Raw genomic sequence first — 19,953 nt, forward strand, 5'->3', positions numbered from 1 at the left:
CGTTCCCGCCGGCCGGCTGTGCCACAGTTGCCGCATGACCGACTCGGCTCCGGGGACCGGCCCCGAGGAACTGCTGTGCTCCGCCAAGGCCTGCCGCGCCGCCGCCGTGTGGGCGCTGCGGTGGAACAACCCGAAGATCCACACGCCGGACCGGCGGAAGATCTGGCTGGCCTGCGACGAGCACCGCGAGAGCCTGTCGGCGTTCCTGTCCCGCCGCGACTTCCTGAAGGACGTCGTGCCCGTCGCCGACCGCGACGCCCCCTCCGAGGGGGCTTAGGCCTCGTCGAGGACGGGCTCCCCGGCGGGTCCGGGCACACCGGGCGTCTCCGGCGGCGGCTGCGGTTTCTCCGGCGTCTCGGAGGCCTCGGAGGTCTCGGGGGTCTCGGGGGTCTCGCCCTTCCAGCCCTCGGCCATCTCGGTCAGCCGGGCGGCCGCGTCCCGGGCGGGCGCGCCGCGCCCCACCGCGAGGCCGAGCAGGTACGCCGTCAGCGGCGCGCCCGGCCGCGCGACCCCGTGCGCGACGTCGCGGGCGAGGTCGAGGATGAGGCTCTGGTCGATGTCGCCGCGTTCCAGGCCCAGTTCGCGGCAGGCCGCGTTGATCCACTCGTCCAGCACCGGCATGGGTCCCCCTTCGCGCGTGGTCCAGGCACCACTGCCCACTCTCGCACGATCAAAGCAGGCGCTCGGCGGCGGCCAGCGCCTCGGGTGTGTCGCAGTCGTACCAGGCGGGGCGCGCGCCCCCCGGGACCGCGACCGGGACGGGGTCCAGCGGCCCGAGCAGGCCGCGCAGGGACGCGCCCTCGTAGGCGTCCAGCGCCTCCCGCAGGGCGGCGGGACGCCAGCAGCCGGCGAGCCACTGCTCGCGGCCGTCCCCGTCCAGCAGCACGGCGCCCGGCCGGTCCCCGATCGCGTCCAGGAGGCGGGCGACGTGGGCGGGGCGCAGGAACGGCATGTCGGCGGCCAGCAGCGCCAGCCGCGGCGCGCGGACCTCGGCGAGCCCGGCGCGCAGCGCGGGCACCGGACCGGCGCCGGGCGGGTCCTCGCGGACGACGACGGCGCCGGGCAGGACGTCCCGGCGCGGCCCGACCACGATCAGCCGGGACGCCCCGGCCACCGCGGCGGCCGTCCATTCGACGAGCGCGCGCCCGCCGACCGGCGCGGCGGGCTTGTCGGCCCCGAACCGCCGGGCCCGGCCGCCCGCCAGCAGGACCGCGTCGAACTCCACTCAGCCGCCGATCGCCGACATGGGCCGGGCCGGCTGCAGGAAGGACGGGTCGTCGATGCCGTGCCCGGCGCGCTTGGCCCAGACCGCCTTGCGCCAGCGCTCGGCCAGTTCGCCGTCGGTGGCGCCGCCGCGCAGCGCGTCCCGCAGGTTGGACTCCTCGGTGGCGAACAGGCAGTTGCGGATCTGCCCGTCGGCGGTCAGCCGCACCCGGTCGCAGGCGCCGCAGAACGGGCGGGTCACCGAGCCGATCACGCCGACCGTGGCGGGGCCGCCGCCGATCACGAACGACTCGGCGGGGGCGCTGCCCCGGTCGTGGGCCTCGTCCGGGGCGAGGTCGAACTCCGCCGACAGCCGGTCCAGGATCTCGTCCGCGGTGATCATGTCCGCGCGGGTCCAGCCGTGCTGGGCGTCCAGCGGCATCTGCTCGATGAACCGCAGCCGGTAGCCCCGCTCCAGGCAGTAGCGCAGCAGCGGCACGGCCTCGTGGTCGTTGACCCCGCGCATCAGCACCGCGTTGATCTTGACGGGTTCGAGCTCGGCGGCGCGCGCCGCGGCGAGGCCCGCCAGGACGTCCGGGAGCCGGTCGCGGTGCGCGAGCCGCTCGAACGTGCCGCGGTCGAGGGTGTCGAGGGAGACGTTCACCCGGTCGAGGCCCGCCGCGGCGAGCGGCGCGGCCAGCCGGTCGAGCCCGATGCCGTTGGTGGTCAGCGAGATCTGCGGGCGCGGCGACAGCTCCGCGGTCCGCCGCACGATCTCCGCCAGCCCGCGCCGCAGCAGCGGCTCGCCGCCGGTGTAGCGGACCTCGGTGACCCCGAGGTCGCGGACGGCGAGGCCGACGAGCCGGACCACCTCGTCGTCGGTGAGCAGTTCCGGCTTGGGCAGCCAGTCCAGCCCCTCCGGGGGCATGCAGTAGGAGCACCGCAGGTTGCAGCGGTCGGTGAGCGAGACCCGCAGGTCCGTCGCGGTACGGCCGAAGGTGTCGACCAGCACTGGCGCCCCTTCCTGCTGGCCGGCGGCCGATCTCGCGGCGCGCCGGGTGTTGCGGTCGGTCACACCAGCCTATTGCGGTGGTTGACGTTTCGTCGCATCACGGTGGACCGTTACGTTCTGTCGAGCATGAGGGAGGCCGGAGTGACGACGGCGCGGGAGTGGGAGTTCGCCGGGACGCGGGGCGCGGTCACCGCCCGGATCTGGGTGGACGGGGAGCCGCGCTACATCGCGGTCCTCGTGCACGGCTACGGCGAGCACCTCGGCCGCTACGACCGCGTCGCGGACGTCCTCGTCCGGCACGGCGCCGTCGTCTGCGGGCCCGACCACATGGGTCACGGCCGCTCCGCCGGCGACCGCGTGCTGATCGAGGACTACGAGGACGTCGTCGCCGACCTGCACACGGTCGTGGAGTCGGCGCGCGGCGACCATCCCGGCCTGCCCGTCGTGATGATCGGCCACTCGATGGGCGGGCTGATCGCCGCCCGCTACGCCCAGCTCCACGGCGGCGGCCTCGCCGCGCTCGTCCTGTCCGGCCCGGTGCTCGGCCGCTGGCACGCCGTCGACGAGCTGCTCCCCCTGGACGAGATGCCGGACGAGCCGATCGACACGTCCACGCTGTCCCGCGACCCGGCCGTCGGCGCGGCCTACGCCGAGGACCCGCTCGTCTGGCACGGCCCGTTCAGGAAGCGCACGATCGAGGCCCTCGACACCGCCCTGCGCCGCGTCGACGAGCACGGCTCCCTGGGCGCGCTGCCGACCTTCTACGTGCACGGCGAGGACGACGAACTCGTCCGCCCCGAGGACACCCGCGCCGGCATCGAGAGGATCCGCGGCGCCGACCTCACCGAGCGGCTCTACCCGGGCGCCCGCCACGAGGTGTTCAACGAGACCAACCGCGACGAGGTCCTCGCCGACGTCACCGCGTTCATCGACCGGGCCCTCGCCTGAGCGGCGGCCGCCCAGGCGCCGCCCAGGCGCCGCGCCGTCAGCCCTTGACGCAGATGAGCTGGCGGAGGCGGGCGACGACCTCGACCAGGTCGGACTGGGACGCGATCACCGTCTCCAGGTCCTTGTAGGCGCCCGGGATCTCGTCGACGACGCCGCCGTCCTTGCGGCACTCGACGCCCTTCGTCTGCTCGATCAGGTCGTCCACGGTGAAGCTCTTGCGGGCCTTGTTGCGGCTCATGCGGCGGCCCGCGCCGTGCGAGGCCGAGTTGTAGGCGGTCTCGTTGCCGAGGCCGCGCACGATGTAGGTGCCGGTCGCCATCGAGCCCGGGATGATCCCGAGGTCGCCGCGGCCCGCGCGGATCGCGCCCTTGCGGGTGACCAGCAGCTCCTCGCCGCCGTACACCTCCTCCGCCACGTAGTTGTGGTGGCAGGAGATGACCTGGCCCCACCTGCAGCGCTTCTCGCCGAACTGCCTGGTCACGACGTTCTGCGCGAGCGCCGTCATGACGGCGCGGTTGCGGCGCGCGTACTCCTGCGCCCAGAACAGGTCGTGGCGGTAGGCGTCCATCTTGGCGGTGCCGGTGAGGAACACGGCGAGGTCGTTGTCCGGAAGGTCCTGGTTGTGCGGGAGCTTCCGGGCGGCCTCGATGTGGTGCTCGGCCAGCTCGTTGCCGATGTTGCGCGAGCCCGAGTGCAGGACGAGCCAGATCGCGCCCTTGTCGTCCGCGCACAGCTCCAGGAAGTGGTTGCCGCCGCCGAGCGTGCCCATCTGCTGGCGGGCGCGGCCGAGCCGGGCCCGGACCGCCGGGTGCAGGTCGTCGAACTGCTTCCAGAAGTCGTACCAGCCGCGCTCCTTCAGGTTCGGGAGCGCGGACGGGTCGACGGGGCTCTTGTGCGAGCCGCGCCCGACGGGGATCGCCCGCTCCAGCCGGTGCCGGAGGCCGGACAGGTCGTCCGGCATGTCCTCCACGGCGAGGGACGACTTGACGGCGGTCATCCCGCAGCCGATGTCGACGCCGACGGCCGCCGGGGACACCGCGTCCTTCATCGCGATGACCGAGCCGACGGTCGCGCCCTTGCCGTAGTGGACGTCGGGCATCACCGCGAGGCCCTCCACCCACGGCAGGGCGGAGACGTTGCGGAGCTGGTCGAGGGCGACGTCCTCGACGGTGGCGGGGTCGGTCCACATGCGGATGGGAACGCGGCCGCCCTCGAGCGTCTGGTACGGCATGCCTTCTCCTTGATCGACGGGAACCGGACCGCGATCCATGAGGCCAGAATCACCGGCCGCTGTTCAACCGGTTTTCCCGTCCTGGAGGGGTTCATCACCGTTCGACCTGCGGCGTTCGGTGAGCCCGAGCCGGTCCAGATGGCGCAGGAGCGCGACGGCGACCCGGCGGCTGGTGCCCAGCGCGTCGCCCGCCTGGCCGGGCGTGAACGGCTGCGGCAGCGCGTCGAGGACGCGCAGCGCGGCGCGGTCGGCGCCCGGCAGCAGGACGATCCCTCCCTCGCCGCCCTCATCGCCGCCCTCCTCGCCGCCGGCGTCGATGCGCAGGACGGCGCCCGCGCGGTCGGCGGCGGCGAGCAGCTCGCCGGTGAGGCCCAGCTCGGCCAGGCGCTCGGCGGACGGCGGCGAGAACGGCGCGTCCGCGAGGTCGGCGCGGAGCCGCTCCACGGCCCCGGCCCAGGGCGGCGGAGGCGTCGCGGCGATCGCGGTGGGGGCCGCCGGGCGGGCCCCGGGATCCGGCGCGGAACCGGGCGCGTCCGCCGGCGCGGGGCCGTAGACGCGCCCGGCGTCCACCCGCAGCGGCGGCCGGACGAGCGCGGCGACCAGCTGCCGGGCCGGCAGGCCGAGCCGCAGCCGGACGGTCTCCAGCGGGATGCCGGGGGCGTGCGGGCTGCCCGCGGCGTGCCGGGACGCCTCCGCGGCGAGCCGGTCGAACAGCGAGGACCAGTGCGCCGGGTCGGCGATCCACTCGCCGTTCAGCGCGACGGCGTCCGGCGGCGGCGCGCAGCCCATCAGCGACAGCTCCGAGCGCCGCAGGACGCCGTGCCGGCGCAGCACGACCGCGCCGTCCGGCCGGTCCGGCCAGGACGCCAGCTCCCGGGCGCGGGCGGCCCCCGCGCCGCGGCTCACCAGCGTCGGCGGCCGGACGTCCAGGACGCTCACCCCGGCGATCGAGCGGCGCGCCGGGTCGCGCAGGACGCCGGTGTCGCCGAGGTGCAGGGCGAGCCGGGTGTTCAGCGTCAGCCGGGCGGTGTCGGGGCCGAGCGGCCGCAGCCCGACGGGGACGGCGGCGGTCCCGAGGTGCAGGGTCAGCCGCCGCGCGAGCCGCCCGGACGCCTCCCCGAACCGGGTGCGGACGTCGACGCAGGTGGTGTGGGTCCAGGCGCCGGGGGTGACCAGGGCCATGCCGACGTCCACGCGGCCGGCGTCGCGGAGCGTCAGCACGACGCGGGAGACGCCGCCGACCGTGTCGCGCGGCTCGCCGGCGCAGCCGATCGTCCGGACGCGGACGCGGTCCGCGGCGGGCATGAGCAGCAGCTCGTCGCCGACCGCGACCGTCCCGGCGGCGAGGGTGCCGGTCACGACGGTCTGCCGCCCGGCGGTGAAGGCGTGGTCGACCCACAGCCGCACCGGGGCGGCCGGGTCGGGGACGGGCAGCCGGCCGGCGAGCCGGTCGAGGGCGGCGGCCAGCTCGTCCACGCCGGCGCCGGTGAGGGCGCTGACGGCGACGGCCTCCACGCCGCGCAGCGCGGTGCCGGCGAGCCGCTCGCGGAGTTGGCGCAGCGCGGGCCGGGCGTCGGCGGCGTCGGCCTTGGTGACCGCGAGGACGCCGGACCGGACGCCGAGCGCGCCGAGGGCGTCCAGGTGCTCGCCGGTCTGCGGCATCCACCCCTCGTCGGCGGCGACGGCGAGCAGCGCGGCGGGCGCGGGCGCGGCGCCCGCGAGCATGGCCGGGACGGATCGCTCCCCGCCGGGGACGTCGACGAACGCGACGCGCCGCCCCGAGGGCAGCTCGGTCCAGGCGCCCGCCTCCCCCGGCTCCTTGCCGGTGAGGGCGCGCACGAGCGCCGACTTGCCGTGCCCACCGTGTCCGGCGGTGGTGACGACCTGCATCAGCGTCCTTTCCGGGCCGGGGCGCGGAAGGCCGTGCGGGGGGATGCGTCGCGGGGGTCGTGCGGACGAAACTCGCCCGATAGCGGGTCCACGGAAGCCAACCCTAGGGACGCCGGGCCCCCGCGCAAAACCGGGTCGGGCCCGCCGCCCGCACCGGAAGATCCCACTGACCTCACGTAAACCACAAACGACCAGAAATCGCCACCGGTTCAGCTCCGTCCGGAACCGGTATCTCCCGGTCACCTCCGGCCGCATGCCGCGAACCCGGCCGCTCTACACTTACTTAACCTAAGTAACCACAGCGTCCAGGCACGCGGGCGCGGCGCCGCGCGGCCGGGTCCCCGGCGGCCGGACGTCGCCGATCGCACGAGAACCGCAGGGGGGAGGTCCGCATGACCGGTGCCCAGACGACGGCGCAGACCGCGGCCGGGCACCCGGCCGGGGGTCCCGCCCGCACCGGCGGCACCCTGCTCGCGCTCGCCGCCGCCGGGATGGTCGTCTCGGTCCAGCAGACCCTGGTGCTGCCGCTGCTGCCCCAGTTCATGGTCCGCTTCGACGCCCCGATCACCGACGTGACCTGGGTGTTCACCGCGTCGCTGCTGGCCGGCGCGGTCGCCACCCCGCTGCTGGCGCGGTTCGGCGACATGTACGGCAAGAAGCGGATGATCGTGCTCACGCTCGTCCTGCTGGTGACCGGCTCGGTGGTCTGCGCGCTGTCGGCGTCGCTGCCGGTCCTCATCGCCGGACGCGCCCTGCAGGGCGTCTCGTCCTCGCTGATCCCCCTCGCGATCGGCATGATCCGGGACGCCTTCCCGCGCGAGCGGATCATCACCGCGATCGGCATCGTCAGCGCCACCATGGGCGTCGGCGGCAGCGCCGGCATGATCGTCACCGGGCTGATCGCCGCGCGGACCGGGAGCCACCACCCGGTCTTCTGGATCACCGCCGCGCTGGGCGCCGCCGCGCTGGCGCTGGTCGCCGTCTGCGCCCGCGACGCCGGGGCGCGGGCCGGCGGGCGGCCCGACCTCGCGGGCGCCGCGCTGCTCGCCGCCTGGCTCGTCTGCCTGCTGCTCGGCATCAGCCAGGGCAACGCGTGGGGCTGGACGTCCGGCGGCGTCCTCGGCCTGTTCGGCGCCGCCGCCGCGCTGTGCGCGGTGTGGACGGTCGTCCAGTTGCGGGTCCGCGCCCCGCTGGTGCGGCTCACCCTGCTGGTCGGCGCCCGGTCGCTGTCGGCGAACATCGTGTCGGCGCTGCTCGGCTTCTCGATGTTCGCCGCGTTCACGCTGATCGCCGGGTTCGTGCAGGCGCCGTCCGCGGAGGTCGGGTACGGGCTGGACGGCACGGTGCTGGACGTCGGCCTCTACATGCTGCCGAGCACCGTCACGATGCTGGTCTTCTCGGCGCTGGCCGGGCGCATCGCGGGACGGATCGGCCCCGCCTACACCCTCGCGACCGGGTCGGCGTTCGCCGGGCTGTGCTACGCGTGGCTGGCGGTCTCCAACTCGCACGTGTACGACATGCTCGCGTTCAGCGCCATCCAGGGCATGGGGTTCGGGATCGCCTACGCGGCGCTCGGCACGCTCGCCGTCCAGCACGTCCCGATGGACCAGAGCGGCATCGCCAGCGGGATCAACTCGCTCGTCCGCACCGCCGGCGGCAGCGTGGCGGGCGCCGTCACCGCGTCGATCCTGGCCGGGCAGGTGATCGCCGGGACCGAGGTCCCCACGCTCGGCGCCTACGAGCTGTGCTTCTGGGTCGTCGCGGCGGGCGCCGCCGTGGCCGCGCTCATCGCCGTCGGCCACGGCCTGCGGCACCCCGACTGACGGGCGGCGCGGCCCCGCCGGCACGCGGGCCGGGCGGCGCGGGCCCTTGACGAACCGGCCCCGGGCCATGCCCTATAGGGGTGCGGCCCGAAAACACCCGACCGGGGCCGCAGCGCAGATCCGGGCCAGCGACCCCGCACCGGGAGGACGACCATGGGCGCCTACGCGGCCGCGTACGAACGCAGCATCGCCGACCCGACCCGCTTCTGGGGGCTGGCGGCGCGCGACGTCCGCTGGCTCGTCCCGCCGGACCGGGTCCTGGACGACGGCGCGCCGCCCTTCTACCGCTGGTTCACCGGCGGCGAGCTGAACACGTGCGACAACGCGCTGGACCGGCACGTCGAGGAGGGCCGCGGCGACCAGGCCGCGCTCATCTACGACAGCCCGGTCACCGGCACGGTGCGCACCTACAGCTACCGGGAGCTGACCGCCCTCGTCGCGCGGTTCGCCGGGGCGCTGCGGGCGCAGGGCGTCGACCGCGGCGACCGCGTCGTCATCTACCTGCCGATGGTGCCGGAGGCGGTCATCGCGATGCTGGCGTGCGCCCGGCTCGGCGCGGTGCACTCGGTCGTCTTCGGCGGGTTCGCGGCGCGGGAGCTGGCCGTCCGCATCGACGACGCCCGGCCGAAGGTGGTCGTGTCCGCGTCCTGCGGGATCGAGGGGGGCCGGATCGTGCCCTACAAGCCGCTGCTCGACCAGGCGCTCGAGCAGGCCCGGCACAAGGTCGAGCGGTGCGTGATCCGGCAGCGCGAGCAGCTGCACGCCGACCTCGTCCGGCCGCGGGACGTGGAGTGGGACGAGGCCGTCGCCGCCGCCGAGCCCGCCGAGTGCGTGCCCGTCGCCGCCACCGATCCGCTCTACATCCTGTACACGTCCGGGACGACCGGGCGGCCGAAGGGCGTCGTCCGCGACAACGGCGGGCACGCGGTGGCGCTGCGCTGGTCGATGGAGAACGTGTTCGGCGTCGGGCCGGGCGACGTGTTCTGGGCGGCGTCCGACGTCGGCTGGGTCGTCGGGCACTCCTACATCGTGTACGCGCCGCTGCTCACCGGCTGCGCGACCGTCCTGTACGAGGGCAAGCCGGTCGGGACGCCGGACGCGGGCGCGTTCTGGCGCGTGGCCGCGCAGCACCGGGTGAAGGCGCTGTTCGCCGCGCCGACCGCGATCCGCGCGATCAAGAAGGAGGACCCGGAGGGCGCGCTGCTCGCCGGGCACGACCTGTCCGCGCTGGACACGCTGTTCCTCGCCGGGGAGCGCCTGGACCCCGACACCTACCGGTGGGCGTCGCGGATCCTGGACCGGCCGGTCATCGACCACTGGTGGCAGACCGAGACCGGCTGGCCGATCGTGGCGAACCTGCGCGGGCTGGAGCCGATGCCGGTCAAGGCGGGTTCGCCGTCGGTGCCGGTGCCCGGCTACGACGTGCGGATCCTCGGCCCGGACGGCGGTTCGGTCCCGCCCGGCGCCGACGGCGACATCGCGATCCGGCTGCCGCTGCCGCCCGGCACGCTGCCCACCCTGTGGCAGGACGACGAGCGGTTCGTCGAGTCGTACCTGACGAAGTACCCGGGGCACTACCTCACCGGCGACGGCGGGCACATCGACGAGGACGGCTACGTGTGGGTGATGGGCCGCACCGACGACGTCATCAACGTGGCGGGGCACCGGCTGTCCACCGGGACGATGGAGGAGGTCATCTCCTCCCACCCGGCCGTCGCCGAATGCGCGGTCATCGGCGTCCAGGACGCGCTGAAGGGGCAGGTCCCGCGCGGGCTCGTCGTGCTCAAGAGCGGGGTCCTCGCCGAGCCCGCCGAGCTGGGCGCGGAGCTGGTCGGGATGGTGCGCGAGCAGATCGGGCCGGTGGCGGCGCTGAAGGAGATCACGGTCGTCCCGGCGCTGCCGAAGACGCGCTCGGGCAAGATCCTGCGGGGCGTGATGCGGGGCATCGCCGACGGGCAGGAGGTGACCGTCCCGTCCACGATCGAGGACCCCGAGGTGCTGGAGGGCCTGCGTCCCGTCCTGCGCCGGTCCTAGGGCCGCGGAAGGAGCGAGCGGGGCGCGGGCTAAGGGCGGTCGCCGGCCCCCTTGGGCCAGAACGCCGCGACCAGGCAGACGCCGGCCGCCGCGACCACGATCTGCAGGAGCGTCTCCCAGGGGCTCCAGCCGCCGTCACCGAGGCCGGACACCTGGGCCAGGCCCGTCCCGGCGAACGCCGCGACGACGCCTGCCGCCATCAGGAGCCAGGCCGGCATGCCCGGCCGGCCCGGCACGAGCAGCCGTCCGAAGACCCCGATCACCGCGCCCAGGACGACTGCGGCGGCGAGTCCCCCGATGGTCATGCCCGCTCCTCAGCTGCCCCGCCCGGCGATGCGTCGCCGTTCCCCCTACCCGCATCCGGGACGGTGACACGGGCGGGTCAGCGGCCGGATTAGCGGCCGGGTCAGCGGACGAGGAGCGCGTGCCGCCCGCGGGGGACGAGTTCGCCGACGACGGGGGCGCCCGGGACCTCCCCGGCGACGAGCAGCCCGCCGGAGGTCTGCGCGTCGGCCAGCAGCAGCCGCTCCTCCTCGGCGATCCGGCGGAAGTCGGTGTGCGGGGACACCCACGCCAGGTTCCGCCGCGTCCCGCCGGGCACGAACCCGTCCCGGACGGCGGACCGCGCCCCGTCCAGGTAGGGGACGGCGGCCGCGTCGACGACGGCGGTGACCCCGCTCGCGCGCGCCACCTTGTACAGGTGGCCGAGCAGCCCGAAGCCGCTGACGTCCGTGGCGCACGCGGCGCCGCGCTCCAGGGCGGCGACGCCCGCCTGCGCGTTGAGCCGCGTCATCGTCTCCACCGCGTGCGGGAACACCTCGCCGGTCGCCTTGTGCCGGGCGTTGAGGACGCCGAGGCCGAGCGGCTTCGTGAGCGACAGCGGGACGCCGGGCCGGCCGGCGTCCAGCCGCAGCAGCCGGGCGGGGTCGGCGACGCCGGTCACGGCCAGGCCGTACTTGGGCTCGGGGTCGTCGATGCTGTGCCCGCCCGCGATCGCGCAGCCGGCGAGCGCCGCGACGTCCCGGCCGCCGCGCAGCACCTCGCGGGCCAGTTCGGCGGGCAGCGTGTCGACCGGCCAGCCGAGCAGGTTGAGGGCCATCAGCGGCTCGCCGCCGACCGCGTAGACGTCGGACAGCGCGTTGGCGGCGGCGATGCGGCCCCAGTCGTAGGCGTCGTCGACGACGGGGGTGAAGAAGTCGGCGGTGGAGACGACGGCCCGGCCGCCGGCGACGCGCAGCACGGCCGCGTCGTCGCCGTCGGGCCCGCCGACGAGCAGCGCGTCGTCGCCGCCGGTCAGGCCGGTGACGACCCGCTCCAGCACCCCGGGCGGGATCTTGCAGGCGCAGCCGCCGCCGTGCGCGTACTGCGTCAGGCGGGCCACGGGGGCGAGGCGGGTCACCCGCATGATTTAACGCACAACCTCCGCAAATGATCAAGGAACGCACAGTACGGATGCGGTCACCGAGGGCGGAACATCACGCCCGACCAGCGCGGAAATGCACGAAACCCTTGTCCGAACAACGTTCGGCATGATGCGATTTCCCTTCTGCAAGTCATCACTTACATCAAGGGGCGTCATGGGTAGTGGGGACAGGAGTGCCGAGGGCGTGGCGGGGCAGACGATCTGCACCAGCCTGGCCGCGACCGTGGAGAAGCACGGCGGCCGGCCGGCCTACGCGGACCGGATCGACGGCGAGTGGAAGACCCTGACCTGGGCGGACACCCGTACCCGCGCGCTGGAGACGGCCGCCGGGTTCGCCGCCCTCGGCCTGGAGCCCGGCGACGTGGTCGCGCTGATGATGCCGAACCGGTCCGAGCACGTGCTGGCCGACCTCGGCGCCGTGCACGCGGGCGGCGTCCCGACCACCGTGTACGCGACGCTCGCGCCCGACCAGGTCGCCTTCGTGGCCGGGCACTGCGCCGCCAAGTACGCCGTCCTGAACGGCGGGGACCAGCTCGACCGCTGGGAGCCCGTCCTCGACCGGCTCCCCGAGCTGCGCAAGATCATCGTGGTGGACGCCGCCGCGTGCCCGTCCGGCGACCGCTACCTCAGCTGGGACGACTTCACCGCGCTCGGCCGCGAGCGGCTCGCCGCCGACCCGGCCGAGATCGACCGCCGCTGGCAGGCCGTCAAGCCCGAGGACACCGTCACCCTCCTCTACACCTCCGGCACCACCGGCGACCCCAAGGGCGTCCTGATCACCCATTCGATGGTGCTGAACGAGGCGGACATGGTCCAGCGGACCTCCGTGCTGCCCGAGCACCCGGCCGGCGTGTCCTACCTGCCGTTCGCGCACATCGCCGACCGCGTCCTCAGCTACTACCTGCCCATCCGGCTCGCCTCCCACATCCACTTCTGCCCGGACCCGGCCCAGCTCACGGCCGTCCTGGGCGAGGTGCGGCCGCACTCCTTCTTCGGCGTGCCGCGCGTCTGGGAGAAGATCATGGCCGGCATCCAGGCCGTCCTGTCCGCCGAGCAGGACGAGGCCAAGAAGCAGGCGGTCCAGGGGGCGCTCGACGCGGGCCGCGCCTACGTGACGGCCCAGGAGTACGGCAACACGCTCACCCCCGAGATCACCGCCGCGTTCGAGGCGGCCGACAAGGCCGTCCTCACCCCGATGCGCGGCCTGCTCGGCCTGGACCGCGTCCGCCAGGCCTCCAGCGCCGCCGCGCCGCTGCCCGTCGAGGTCGCCCGCTTCTTCGCCGGCCTCGGCCTGAAGATCTTCGACGCCTACGGGATGACCGAGACGACCGGCGCCGTCACCGCCAACCTCGCCGACTCCTTCAAGCTCGGCACCGTCGGCCGCCCGTTCGACGGTGTCGAGCTGAAGCTCGCCGACGACGGCGAGATCCTCGTCCGCGGCGCCACCTGCACCCCCGGCTACCTGCGCCGCCCGGACGCGACCGCCGAGCTCATCGACGCCGACGGCTGGGTGCGCACCGGCGACATCGGCCGCATGGACGCCGACGGCTTCCTCACCGTCGTCGACCGCAAGAAGGAACTGATCATCACCGCGGGCGGCGAGAACATCGCCCCGTCCCTCATCGAGAACCACCTCAAGGAGCACCCCCTCGTCGGCCAGGCGCTCGCCTTCGGCGACCGCCGCCCCTACGTGGTCGCCCTGATCACCCTCGACGGCGAGGTCGCCCCCGTCTGGGCCGCCGCCCACGGCATCGACACCACCGACCTCGCCGCCCTCGCCGACCACCCCCTCGTCAAGGAGGAGGTCGCCAAGGCCGTCGAGGACGCCAACGCCCGGCTCGCCCGCGTCCAGCAGGTGAAGAAGTGGCGCCTGCTGCCCGCCGAGTGGACGGCCGAGAGCGAGGAGCTGACCCCGACCCTCAAGCTGAAGCGCCGCGTCGTCCACACCAAGTACTCCCCCGACATCGAGGACCTCTACGGGTCCTGATCACGGCAGCTAGGATCACCTGCGGAGGCGTGTGAGCGCCTGGTGGCCTCCCCGGCCTTCAAAGCCGACGGTCCCGAGGATCTCGGGACGGCGGGTTCGATTCCCGTACGCCTCCGCCGCCTCCCCTCCGCCGCGCCCTCCGCGATCGCCCCCTCGCCCCGCCGGCGGTGTCCCGGCGGGGCGACGTAGCCTGGAGGCATGCGGAGGCGGAAGATCGCCTACGGCGTCATGATGGGGACGTGCCTCACGCTGTTCGTGCTGGCGTGGGCCGTCGTGCGGGACTGGTCGCACACCGCCGCGATCGTGATGTCGGTGGTGGCGCTCGTCATCCCGCCGTTCGCGGCGATCGTGGCGAACTGGAACATCGACCGCCGCGACTGAGCGGCTACTCGCCGCCCTTCGGCTGCGGGGGCTCCTTCATGCTGAAGCGGACCTGGTCGCCCTCCACTGAGGTGACCGTGACGATCAGCGGGTACTCGCCGCCCTTGGCGTCCCGGACGGTGCACTGGATCGCGGTGCCGACCTCGCCCTTCAGGTCCTCCGGGCATTCGGCGGTGGCCGGCCCGATACCGCCGTCGTCGAACGGCCCGCTGAACTTGGCGACGATCTGCTCCTCCACGTTCGCGGCGGAGACGGTCTTGGTCACCTCGCAGGCGGCGGTGGTCAGCGCCAGGGCGCCGAGGAGGACGGGTACGGCCAGGAACTTGCGCATCGGTGTCGTTGCTCCCCGTCTGTTCTCTGTCTGTTCTCTGTCTGTTCTCAGCGGCGCCCCGGTCCCCGTGGGCGCCTTGGCACGTTCCGATGCTCGGGCCGCGGGCGCCCCGGGCGCCAGGGCGCCCCGTCCCGAGCGAAAAGGGACCAGGAAAGGGACAGAACGGTCCGAACTTTTCGTTACCCGCGGGTATCCGGGGTACGGTCGCGGCATGGGGCGGATCACCGTGCGCAAGCCCGTGCTGCGGCTGAGCACGACCGGCGCGCGGGGCCGCAGGCCCGACACCCTCGCGGTGGAGGAGCCGCTGGAGATCCGCGTCGCCGGCAAGCCGCTCACGATCACGATGCGGACGCCCGGCCACGACTTCGACCTCGTCGCCGGCTTCCTGGCGGCCGAGGGCGTCATCGGCGACGCCGGCGACCTCGCGTCGATGCGGTACTGCGCCGACACGGCCGAGCAGAACACCCTGGACGTGACGCTGGCGCCCGGCGTGCCGCCGCCGGACGACTCGATGACCAGGGCGTTCACGACGACGAGCGCGTGCGGCGTGTGCGGCAAGTCCAGCATCGAGGCGCTGCGCGCCGGCCGGCCCTACGAGGTCGCCGCCGATCCGGTGCGGCTCGCGCCGGACGTGCTGGCCGCGCTGCCGGACCGGCTGCGCGCGGCGCAGCGGGTCTTCGACCGGACGGGCGGGCTGCACGCGGCCGGGCTCTTCGGCGCCGGGGGCGGGCTCCTCGCCGTCCGGGAGGACGTCGGGCGGCACAACGCGGTCGACAAGGTGATCGGGTGGGCGCTGCGGCAGGGTCGGCTGCCGCTCACCGGCACGGTGCTGGTGGTGAGCGGGCGCGCGTCGTTCGAGCTGACGCAGAAGGCCATGACGGCGGGGGTTCCCGTGCTCGCGGCCGTGTCGGCGCCGTCGTCGCTGGCGGTGGAACTCGCCGAGGACGCCGGGATGACGCTGGTCGGCTTCCTGCGGGGCGAGACCATGAACGTGTACGCGGGAGCCGCGCGTATCGTCCCGTGACGGGCGGCGCTTGTCATCACAGACCGAAAACCAAGCGGTAACTTGTTGGGCCGACCGCAAGAAACCGCGGCCCCACAGGAGTTGACTGCTCCCCCAATGGCATACGCGCGCGCGGAAGCGAGGGACGGCATGACGAGGCCCCTGACAGGCGGCGCACCCGCGTCCGGCATCGATGAGCGACACCCGCCGATCAAGCCTCGGCGGGTGTCGTTCGACTGGTCGGGGACGCCGCTGCACTGGGTGCCCGGCGACCCCGTCGCCACGCACATCATCAACTCGTTCCACATCGTCCTGCCCGAGGGCGAGAAGTGGTTCATCCAGTGCGTCAAGGACGCGCGCCCCTACATCAGGGACGAGCGGCTGCTGGAGGAGATCAAGGGCTTCATCGGCCAGGAGATGGTGCACGCCCGCTCCCACCAGGGGGTGCTCGACCAGATCCTGGAGCGGAACGGGATCGACGTCTCCAAGATCACCGACGCGGCGGCGAAGGGCAACGCCGAGCGGCCCGCGCAGATGGCGGCGCTGAAGGAGAAGAACCCGCGGGCGTGGCGGCGCCGGCTGCGCTTCGAACTGGCCGCGGTCGCCTCGATCGAGCACTACACCGCCGTCCTCGGCCAGTGGATCATGGACAACGAGCGGTTCGAGAACGCCGGGGTCGACCCGACCATGCTGGACCTGCTGCGCTGGCACGGCGCCGAGGAGGTCGAGCACCGGTCGGTCGTGTTCGACGTGTACAAGGCCATGGGGGGCCGCTACCCGACGCGCGTCGCGGCCTGGGTCGTGTCGCTGTTCTTCCTGTACTGGGCCCTGATCGGCGGGTCGCTGTACCTGCTCAAGCAGGACCCGACGGTCACCAAGCGGGTGACGCCGCTGCGCGTGTACCGGGCGTACCGGCGGTCGGTCCGGCAGGGGCACGTGCCCGGCATCTTCAAGCTGCTGCTCGGCGAGGCGCCCGTCTACCTGAAGCCCAACCACCACCCGTCGAAGGTGTGCTCGACCCCGCGCGCGCTGGAGTACCTCATGCAGTCGCCCGCCGCGAAGGCCGGGGGGTACGACCCCTACTAGCCGACGCCGGCCGCCCAGACCTCGCCTGAGGGCCCGTACCGCCGCGCCGTACGGGCCCTCGGCGTCGGGTGGCGGGGCTCACGCCGCGCCCCCTTGACCAGGGACGGATTCGGCGGTTTATTACCAAGATGTCTAATAAAGCGGCCCGAGTCCCTCCGGTCGGCAGGCGCCGGGTCCACGGCGAGGGCGTCGACCTCGCCGTCTACGAGCAGGGCGACCCGGCGCGGCCGACGCTGCTGCTCGTCCACGGCTACCCCGACACCCACGCGATGTGGGACGAGGTGGCCGCGCTGCTCGCCGAGCGGTTCCACGTCGTCCGGTACGACGTGCGCGGCGCGGGCGCGTCGTCCCGGCCGTTCGGCCGCAAGCGCTACGCGCTCGACTACCTGATGTCCGACATGCGCGCCGTGCTGGACGCGACCGCCCCCGACCGCAAGGTGCATCTGGTCGGGCACGACTGGGGGTCGATCCAGGGCTGGGAGGCGGCCTGCACGATGCCGGACCGCTTCGCCTCCTTCACCTCGATCTCCGGGCCGTGCCTGGACCACGTCGCGCACTGGATGCGCCGCAAACTCGCCCGCCCCACGCCGTCCAACCTGCGGCGGGCGGCCGGGCAGGCCGCGCGGTCGGGCTACATCTACTTCTTCCAGACGCCGCTGCTGCCGGAGCTGCTGTGGCTGGGCGGGCTGACCCGGCTGTTCACCCGCGCCCTGGCCGTCGGCGAGGGCGTCGCGCCGCGCCCCGGCCACCCGGCGCGGACGATGGCGCGCGACGCCGCCGCCGGAGTCGGCCTGTACCGGGCGAACATGGTGCGGCGGCTGCGCAGCCCCCGCGACCGGCGCACGGACGTGCCGACGCAGGTCATCGTCCCCACGCGGGACCTGTTCGTCTCGCCGCACCTGGTCGGCGGCCTCGGCGGGCGCGTCCCCGAGCTGTCGCTGCGACCGGTCCCGGCCGGGCACTGGGTGCCGCGCAGCCACCCCGGCCTCGTCGCCCGCTGGATCACCGAGCACGTCACGGGCGTCCAGGGCGGCCCGCTCACCGCCGCCGAGTCCCGCACGCTCGGCCGGGCGCGGGTGCGGCCGGAGCGGCGCCCGTTCGACGGCTCCCTCGTCGTCGTCACCGGCGCGGGCAGCGGCATCGGCCGCGCCACGGCGCTGGCGTTCGCCGGGCGCGGCGCCGAGGTCGTCGCCGCCGACCTCGACCTGGAGACCGCCCGGCGGACCGCCGAACTCGCCGGCCCGGCCGCCCGCGCCTTCCAGGTGGACGTGTCGGACCCCACCGCGATGGAGGACTTCGCCAAGGCCGTCCTGCACGAGCACGGCGTCCCGGACGTCGTCGTCAACAACGCGGGCATCGGCATGGCCGGGTCCTTCTTCGACCACACCGCCGACGACTGGCGCAAGGTCCTGGACGTCAACCTGTGGGGCGTCATCCACGGCTCGCGGCTCTTCGCCGCGCAGATGGCCGAGCGCGGGCAGGGCGGCCACATCGTCAACACCGCGTCGGCCGCCGCGTTCACGCCGTCGCGCGCGCTGCCCGCCTACTCCACCAGCAAGGCCGCCGTCCTGATGCTGTCGGAGTGCCTGCGCGCCGAACTGAAGGGCAGGGGCATCGGGGTCAGCGCCATCTGCCCCGGGATCGTCGACACCGGCATCACCCGGACGGCCCGTTTCGTCGGCCAGGACGAGGCCGGCCAGGCCCGCAGCCGGGACCGCGCGGCGCGGGCCTACGCCCGTCGCGGCTACGGGCCGGAGCGCGTCGCGGAGCGGATCGTCGCGGCCGTCCGGGACGACCGCGCGGTCGTCCCGGTCACGCCCGAAGCGCGGCTGGGCCGCCTCGCCTCCCGCGCGGCCCCGGGGGCGCTGCGGCTGCTGGCCCGGCTCGGCCCGGGCTGACCGCCGCCACCGGCCGCCGCCCGCCCCGGTAGCCGTAGGGTGATCAGGGGAGGGATGCCGCATGGCGGACGCCGTGGTGATCGGCGCGGGGCACAACGGCCTCGTCGCGGCCAACATGCTGGCCGACGCGGGCTGGGACGTCGAGGTCCTGGAGGCGCAGCCCGAACCGGGCGGCGCGGTGCGCAGCGACCGGGGCGTCCACCCCGACTATGTCAGCGACCTGTGCAGCGCGTTCTACCCGCTCGGCGTGGCGTCCCCGGCGATGCGCGCGCTGGACCTCGAACGGCACGGGCTGCGCTGGCGGCACGCGCCGGCCGTCCTCGCCCATCCGCTGGCGGACGGGCGCGCCGCCGTCCTGGAACGCGACCGGGACGCGACCGCGGCCGGCCTGGAGGCGCTCGGCGCGGGCGACGGCGAGGCGTGGCTGCGGCTCTGCGCGCTGTGGGACGAGCTGGGAGAGGACGTCCTGCGCGCCCTGTTCACCCCGTTCCCGCCGGTCCGGGCGGCGCTGCCGCTGGCGGTGTCGGCGCGCCGCGCGGGCGGGCTGCGCGTCGCGCGGTCGCTGCTCGCGCCGGTCCGCACGCTCGGCGAGCAGGAGTTCACCGGGCCGGGCGGGCGGCTGCTGCTCGCCGGGTCGGCGCTGCACACCGACATGTTCCCCGAGTCGACGGCCGGGTCGGTGTTCGCGTGGCTGCTCGCCATGATCGGCCAGCGGCACGGCTGGCCGGTGCCCGAGGGCGGCGCGGGCGAGCTGACGGCCGCGCTCGTGAGGCGGCTGGAGTCGCGCGGCGGACGCGTCCGCTGCGGCACGCCGGTCGCGTCGGTCGTCGTCCGGGGCGGGCGCGCGCTCGGCGTGCGCACCGCGGGCGGGGAGCCGGTGCGGGCGGCGAAGGCCGTCCTCGCGGACGTGTCGGCGCCCGCGCTGTACGGCGGCCTCGTCGGCTGGTCCGACCTGCCGGGGTCGCTGCGCGCGGACATGCGGCGCTTCGACTGGGACCACGCCACCTTCAAGGTCGACTGGGCGCTGTCGGGCCCCATCCCCTGGTCGTCCCCGGGCGCCGCACGGGCCGGGACCGTCCACCTGTCCCCCGGCATGGAGGCGCTGACCGACTACAGCGCGCAGATCGCCACCGGCCGCGTCCCGTCCGAGCCGTTCGCGCTGCTGGGACAGATGACGACCGCGGACCCCGCCCGCTCCCCCGCCGGGACGGAGTCGGTCTGGGCGTACACCCACGTCCCCCACCGGGTGACCGCCGACGCGGGCCCCGACGGCATCACCGGCGCGTGGGACGAGCGGGAGCGGACCGCGATGGCCGACCGCCTGGAGGGCGTCGTGGAGCGCCTCGCGCCCGGCTTCCGCGCGCGGATCACCGGCCGCCGCGTCACCGCGCCTCCCGCGTTCCAGGACCACGACGCCAACCTGGTGAACGGCGCGCTGAACGGCGGGACCGCGCTGATCCACCAGCAGCTCGTGTTCCGGCCCGTGCCCGGTCTCGGACGGGCCGAGACGCCGGTCGCGGGCCTCTTCCTGGCGTCGGCGTCCGCGCATCCGGGCGGCGGCGTCCACGGCGCGTGCGGGGCGAACGCCGCCCGCGCCGCGCTCGCCCACGCCGGGCCCGCGGGCCGCGTCCTCACCCCCGCCCTCCGGGCGCTCGGCCGCCTCCTGGCTCCGTAGCCGGTTTTGGCCGCCGCGGGGTTTTCCT

Annotated in this window: 18 protein-coding genes and 1 tRNA gene; 11 read left to right on the plus strand and 8 right to left on the minus strand. The window is 74.9% G+C overall.

What is annotated here, in order from left to right:
• The first annotated feature begins 34 nt into the window (after positions 1-34).
• A complete protein-coding gene (locus SM611_RS00525; protein ID WP_371946759.1) occupies positions 35-277 on the plus strand; it encodes a hypothetical protein in 243 nt (80 codons plus the stop codon).
• Here the strand turns inward: SM611_RS00525 and SM611_RS00530 are convergent.
• The 3 genes from SM611_RS00530 to moaA are packed head-to-tail and all read right to left on the minus strand — an operon-like array spanning position 274 to position 2,215.
• A complete protein-coding gene (locus SM611_RS00530) occupies positions 274-621 on the minus strand; it encodes a DUF6457 domain-containing protein (protein ID WP_371946760.1) in 348 nt (115 codons plus the stop codon). The two genes, SM611_RS00525 and SM611_RS00530, sit on opposite strands and share 4 nt — an antisense overlap.
• A 49-nt stretch (positions 622-670) precedes the next feature.
• Positions 671-1,225: a molybdenum cofactor guanylyltransferase gene (mobA, locus tag SM611_RS00535; RefSeq protein WP_371946761.1), complete on the minus strand. Its 555-nt coding sequence runs from the start codon at positions 1,223-1,225 to the stop codon at positions 671-673.
• Positions 1,226-2,215 carry a GTP 3',8-cyclase MoaA gene (gene moaA / locus SM611_RS00540; RefSeq protein WP_371946762.1) on the minus strand — a complete coding sequence of 330 codons (990 nt, stop codon included), beginning with the start codon at positions 2,213-2,215 and terminating at the stop codon, positions 1,226-1,228. It lies immediately after the preceding gene.
• A gap of 141 nt (positions 2,216-2,356) precedes the next feature.
• Here moaA and SM611_RS00545 point away from each other — a divergent pair, with 141 nt between their 5' ends.
• Positions 2,357-3,163 (plus strand): alpha/beta hydrolase, encoded by an 807-nt coding sequence (locus SM611_RS00545; protein WP_371946763.1) that lies wholly within the window; start codon positions 2,357-2,359, stop codon positions 3,161-3,163.
• Between the two features lie 37 nt (positions 3,164-3,200).
• Here the strand turns inward: SM611_RS00545 and SM611_RS00550 are convergent, their stop codons facing one another.
• Together SM611_RS00550 and SM611_RS00555 are read right to left on the minus strand one after the other, a co-directional pair.
• Positions 3,201-4,394, minus strand: a complete 1,194-nt coding sequence (locus SM611_RS00550; RefSeq protein ID WP_371946764.1) for an RtcB family protein — start codon at positions 4,392-4,394, stop codon at positions 3,201-3,203.
• 63 nt (positions 4,395-4,457) lie between these two features.
• On the minus strand, positions 4,458-6,284 hold the full coding sequence (locus SM611_RS00555; protein WP_371946765.1) for a SelB domain-containing protein: 1,827 nt from the start codon (positions 6,282-6,284) through the stop codon (positions 4,458-4,460).
• Between the two features lie 392 nt (positions 6,285-6,676).
• Here SM611_RS00555 and SM611_RS00560 point away from each other — a divergent pair, with 392 nt between their 5' ends.
• Together SM611_RS00560 and SM611_RS00565 are read left to right on the plus strand one after the other, a co-directional pair.
• Entirely contained in the window at positions 6,677-8,107 is a 1,431-nt protein-coding gene (locus SM611_RS00560; protein ID WP_371946766.1) for an MFS transporter, read from the plus strand.
• Between the two features lie 153 nt (positions 8,108-8,260).
• Complete coding sequence (locus tag SM611_RS00565; protein ID WP_371946767.1) at positions 8,261-10,141, plus strand: propionyl-CoA synthetase; 1,881 nt, start codon at positions 8,261-8,263, stop codon at positions 10,139-10,141.
• A gap of 29 nt (positions 10,142-10,170) precedes the next feature.
• Here the strand turns inward: SM611_RS00565 and SM611_RS00570 are convergent, their stop codons facing one another.
• Positions 10,171-10,446 (minus strand): GlsB/YeaQ/YmgE family stress response membrane protein, encoded by a 276-nt coding sequence (locus tag SM611_RS00570; RefSeq protein ID WP_371946768.1) that lies wholly within the window; start codon positions 10,444-10,446, stop codon positions 10,171-10,173.
• A 101-nt stretch (positions 10,447-10,547) separates the two neighbouring features.
• Positions 10,548-11,540: a selenide, water dikinase SelD gene (gene selD / locus SM611_RS00575; RefSeq protein ID WP_371946769.1), complete on the minus strand. Its 993-nt coding sequence runs from the start codon at positions 11,538-11,540 to the stop codon at positions 10,548-10,550.
• A gap of 178 nt (positions 11,541-11,718) precedes the next feature.
• Between selD and SM611_RS00580 the strand changes: the two genes are divergently transcribed.
• The 3 genes from SM611_RS00580 to SM611_RS00590 all read left to right on the plus strand — a co-directional run bounded on the left by SM611_RS00580 (position 11,719) and on the right by SM611_RS00590 (position 13,932).
• Positions 11,719-13,551, plus strand: coding sequence for an AMP-dependent synthetase/ligase (locus tag SM611_RS00580; protein ID WP_371946770.1), 1,833 nt, complete (start codon positions 11,719-11,721; stop codon positions 13,549-13,551).
• Positions 13,552-13,574: 23 nt separating this feature from the next.
• Positions 13,575-13,667, plus strand: a tRNA-Sec gene (locus SM611_RS00585).
• 82 nt (positions 13,668-13,749) lie between these two features.
• Complete coding sequence (locus SM611_RS00590) at positions 13,750-13,932, plus strand: DUF3099 domain-containing protein (RefSeq protein WP_371946771.1); 183 nt, start codon at positions 13,750-13,752, stop codon at positions 13,930-13,932.
• Between the two features lie 4 nt (positions 13,933-13,936).
• On the opposite strand, the gene SM611_RS00595 is transcribed toward SM611_RS00590, so the two are convergent.
• Positions 13,937-14,263 (minus strand): DUF4333 domain-containing protein, encoded by a 327-nt coding sequence (locus tag SM611_RS00595; RefSeq protein WP_371946772.1) that lies wholly within the window; start codon positions 14,261-14,263, stop codon positions 13,937-13,939.
• 211 nt (positions 14,264-14,474) lie between these two features.
• On the opposite strand from SM611_RS00595, the gene fdhD reads away from it, so the two are divergent.
• The 4 genes from fdhD to SM611_RS00615 all read left to right on the plus strand — a co-directional run bounded on the left by fdhD (position 14,475) and on the right by SM611_RS00615 (position 19,925).
• Positions 14,475-15,287 carry a formate dehydrogenase accessory sulfurtransferase FdhD gene (gene fdhD / locus SM611_RS00600; protein ID WP_371946773.1) on the plus strand — a complete coding sequence of 271 codons (813 nt, stop codon included), beginning with the start codon at positions 14,475-14,477 and terminating at the stop codon, positions 15,285-15,287.
• 129 nt (positions 15,288-15,416) lie between these two features.
• A complete protein-coding gene (locus SM611_RS00605) occupies positions 15,417-16,352 on the plus strand; it encodes a metal-dependent hydrolase (protein WP_371946774.1) in 936 nt (311 codons plus the stop codon).
• A 128-nt stretch (positions 16,353-16,480) separates the two neighbouring features.
• Positions 16,481-18,250 (plus strand): SDR family oxidoreductase, encoded by a 1,770-nt coding sequence (locus tag SM611_RS00610; RefSeq protein WP_371946775.1) that lies wholly within the window; start codon positions 16,481-16,483, stop codon positions 18,248-18,250.
• Positions 18,251-18,311: 61 nt separating this feature from the next.
• Positions 18,312-19,925: a phytoene desaturase family protein gene (locus tag SM611_RS00615; protein WP_371946776.1), complete on the plus strand. Its 1,614-nt coding sequence runs from the start codon at positions 18,312-18,314 to the stop codon at positions 19,923-19,925.
• The last annotated feature ends 28 nt before the right edge of the window (positions 19,926-19,953 follow it).

This window comes from Actinomadura monticuli, assembly GCF_041463655.1.
Taxonomy (GTDB): domain Bacteria; phylum Actinomycetota; class Actinomycetes; order Streptosporangiales; family Streptosporangiaceae; genus Spirillospora; species Spirillospora monticuli.

Coding starts and splice junctions, on each gene's coding strand:
- SM611_RS00580 (WP_371946770.1), top strand. CDS start 11,719: ATGGGTAGTGGGGACAGGAGTGCCGAGGGCGTGGCGGGGCAGACGATC.
- SM611_RS00555 (WP_371946765.1), bottom strand. CDS start 6,284: ATGCAGGTCGTCACCACCGCCGGACACGGTGGGCACGGCAAGTCGGCG.
- SM611_RS00565 (WP_371946767.1), top strand. CDS start 8,261: ATGGGCGCCTACGCGGCCGCGTACGAACGCAGCATCGCCGACCCGACC.
- SM611_RS00550 (WP_371946764.1), bottom strand. CDS start 4,394: ATGCCGTACCAGACGCTCGAGGGCGGCCGCGTTCCCATCCGCATGTGG.
- SM611_RS00530 (WP_371946760.1), bottom strand. CDS start 621: ATGCCGGTGCTGGACGAGTGGATCAACGCGGCCTGCCGCGAACTGGGC.
- SM611_RS00590 (WP_371946771.1), top strand. CDS start 13,750: ATGCGGAGGCGGAAGATCGCCTACGGCGTCATGATGGGGACGTGCCTC.
- SM611_RS00615 (WP_371946776.1), top strand. CDS start 18,312: ATGGCGGACGCCGTGGTGATCGGCGCGGGGCACAACGGCCTCGTCGCG.
- SM611_RS00570 (WP_371946768.1), bottom strand. CDS start 10,446: ATGACCATCGGGGGACTCGCCGCCGCAGTCGTCCTGGGCGCGGTGATC.
- SM611_RS00605 (WP_371946774.1), top strand. CDS start 15,417: ATGACGAGGCCCCTGACAGGCGGCGCACCCGCGTCCGGCATCGATGAG.
- SM611_RS00595 (WP_371946772.1), bottom strand. CDS start 14,263: ATGCGCAAGTTCCTGGCCGTACCCGTCCTCCTCGGCGCCCTGGCGCTG.
- SM611_RS00610 (WP_371946775.1), top strand. CDS start 16,481: ATGTCTAATAAAGCGGCCCGAGTCCCTCCGGTCGGCAGGCGCCGGGTC.
- fdhD (WP_371946773.1), top strand. CDS start 14,475: ATGGGGCGGATCACCGTGCGCAAGCCCGTGCTGCGGCTGAGCACGACC.
- SM611_RS00525 (WP_371946759.1), top strand. CDS start 35: ATGACCGACTCGGCTCCGGGGACCGGCCCCGAGGAACTGCTGTGCTCC.
- SM611_RS00560 (WP_371946766.1), top strand. CDS start 6,677: ATGACCGGTGCCCAGACGACGGCGCAGACCGCGGCCGGGCACCCGGCC.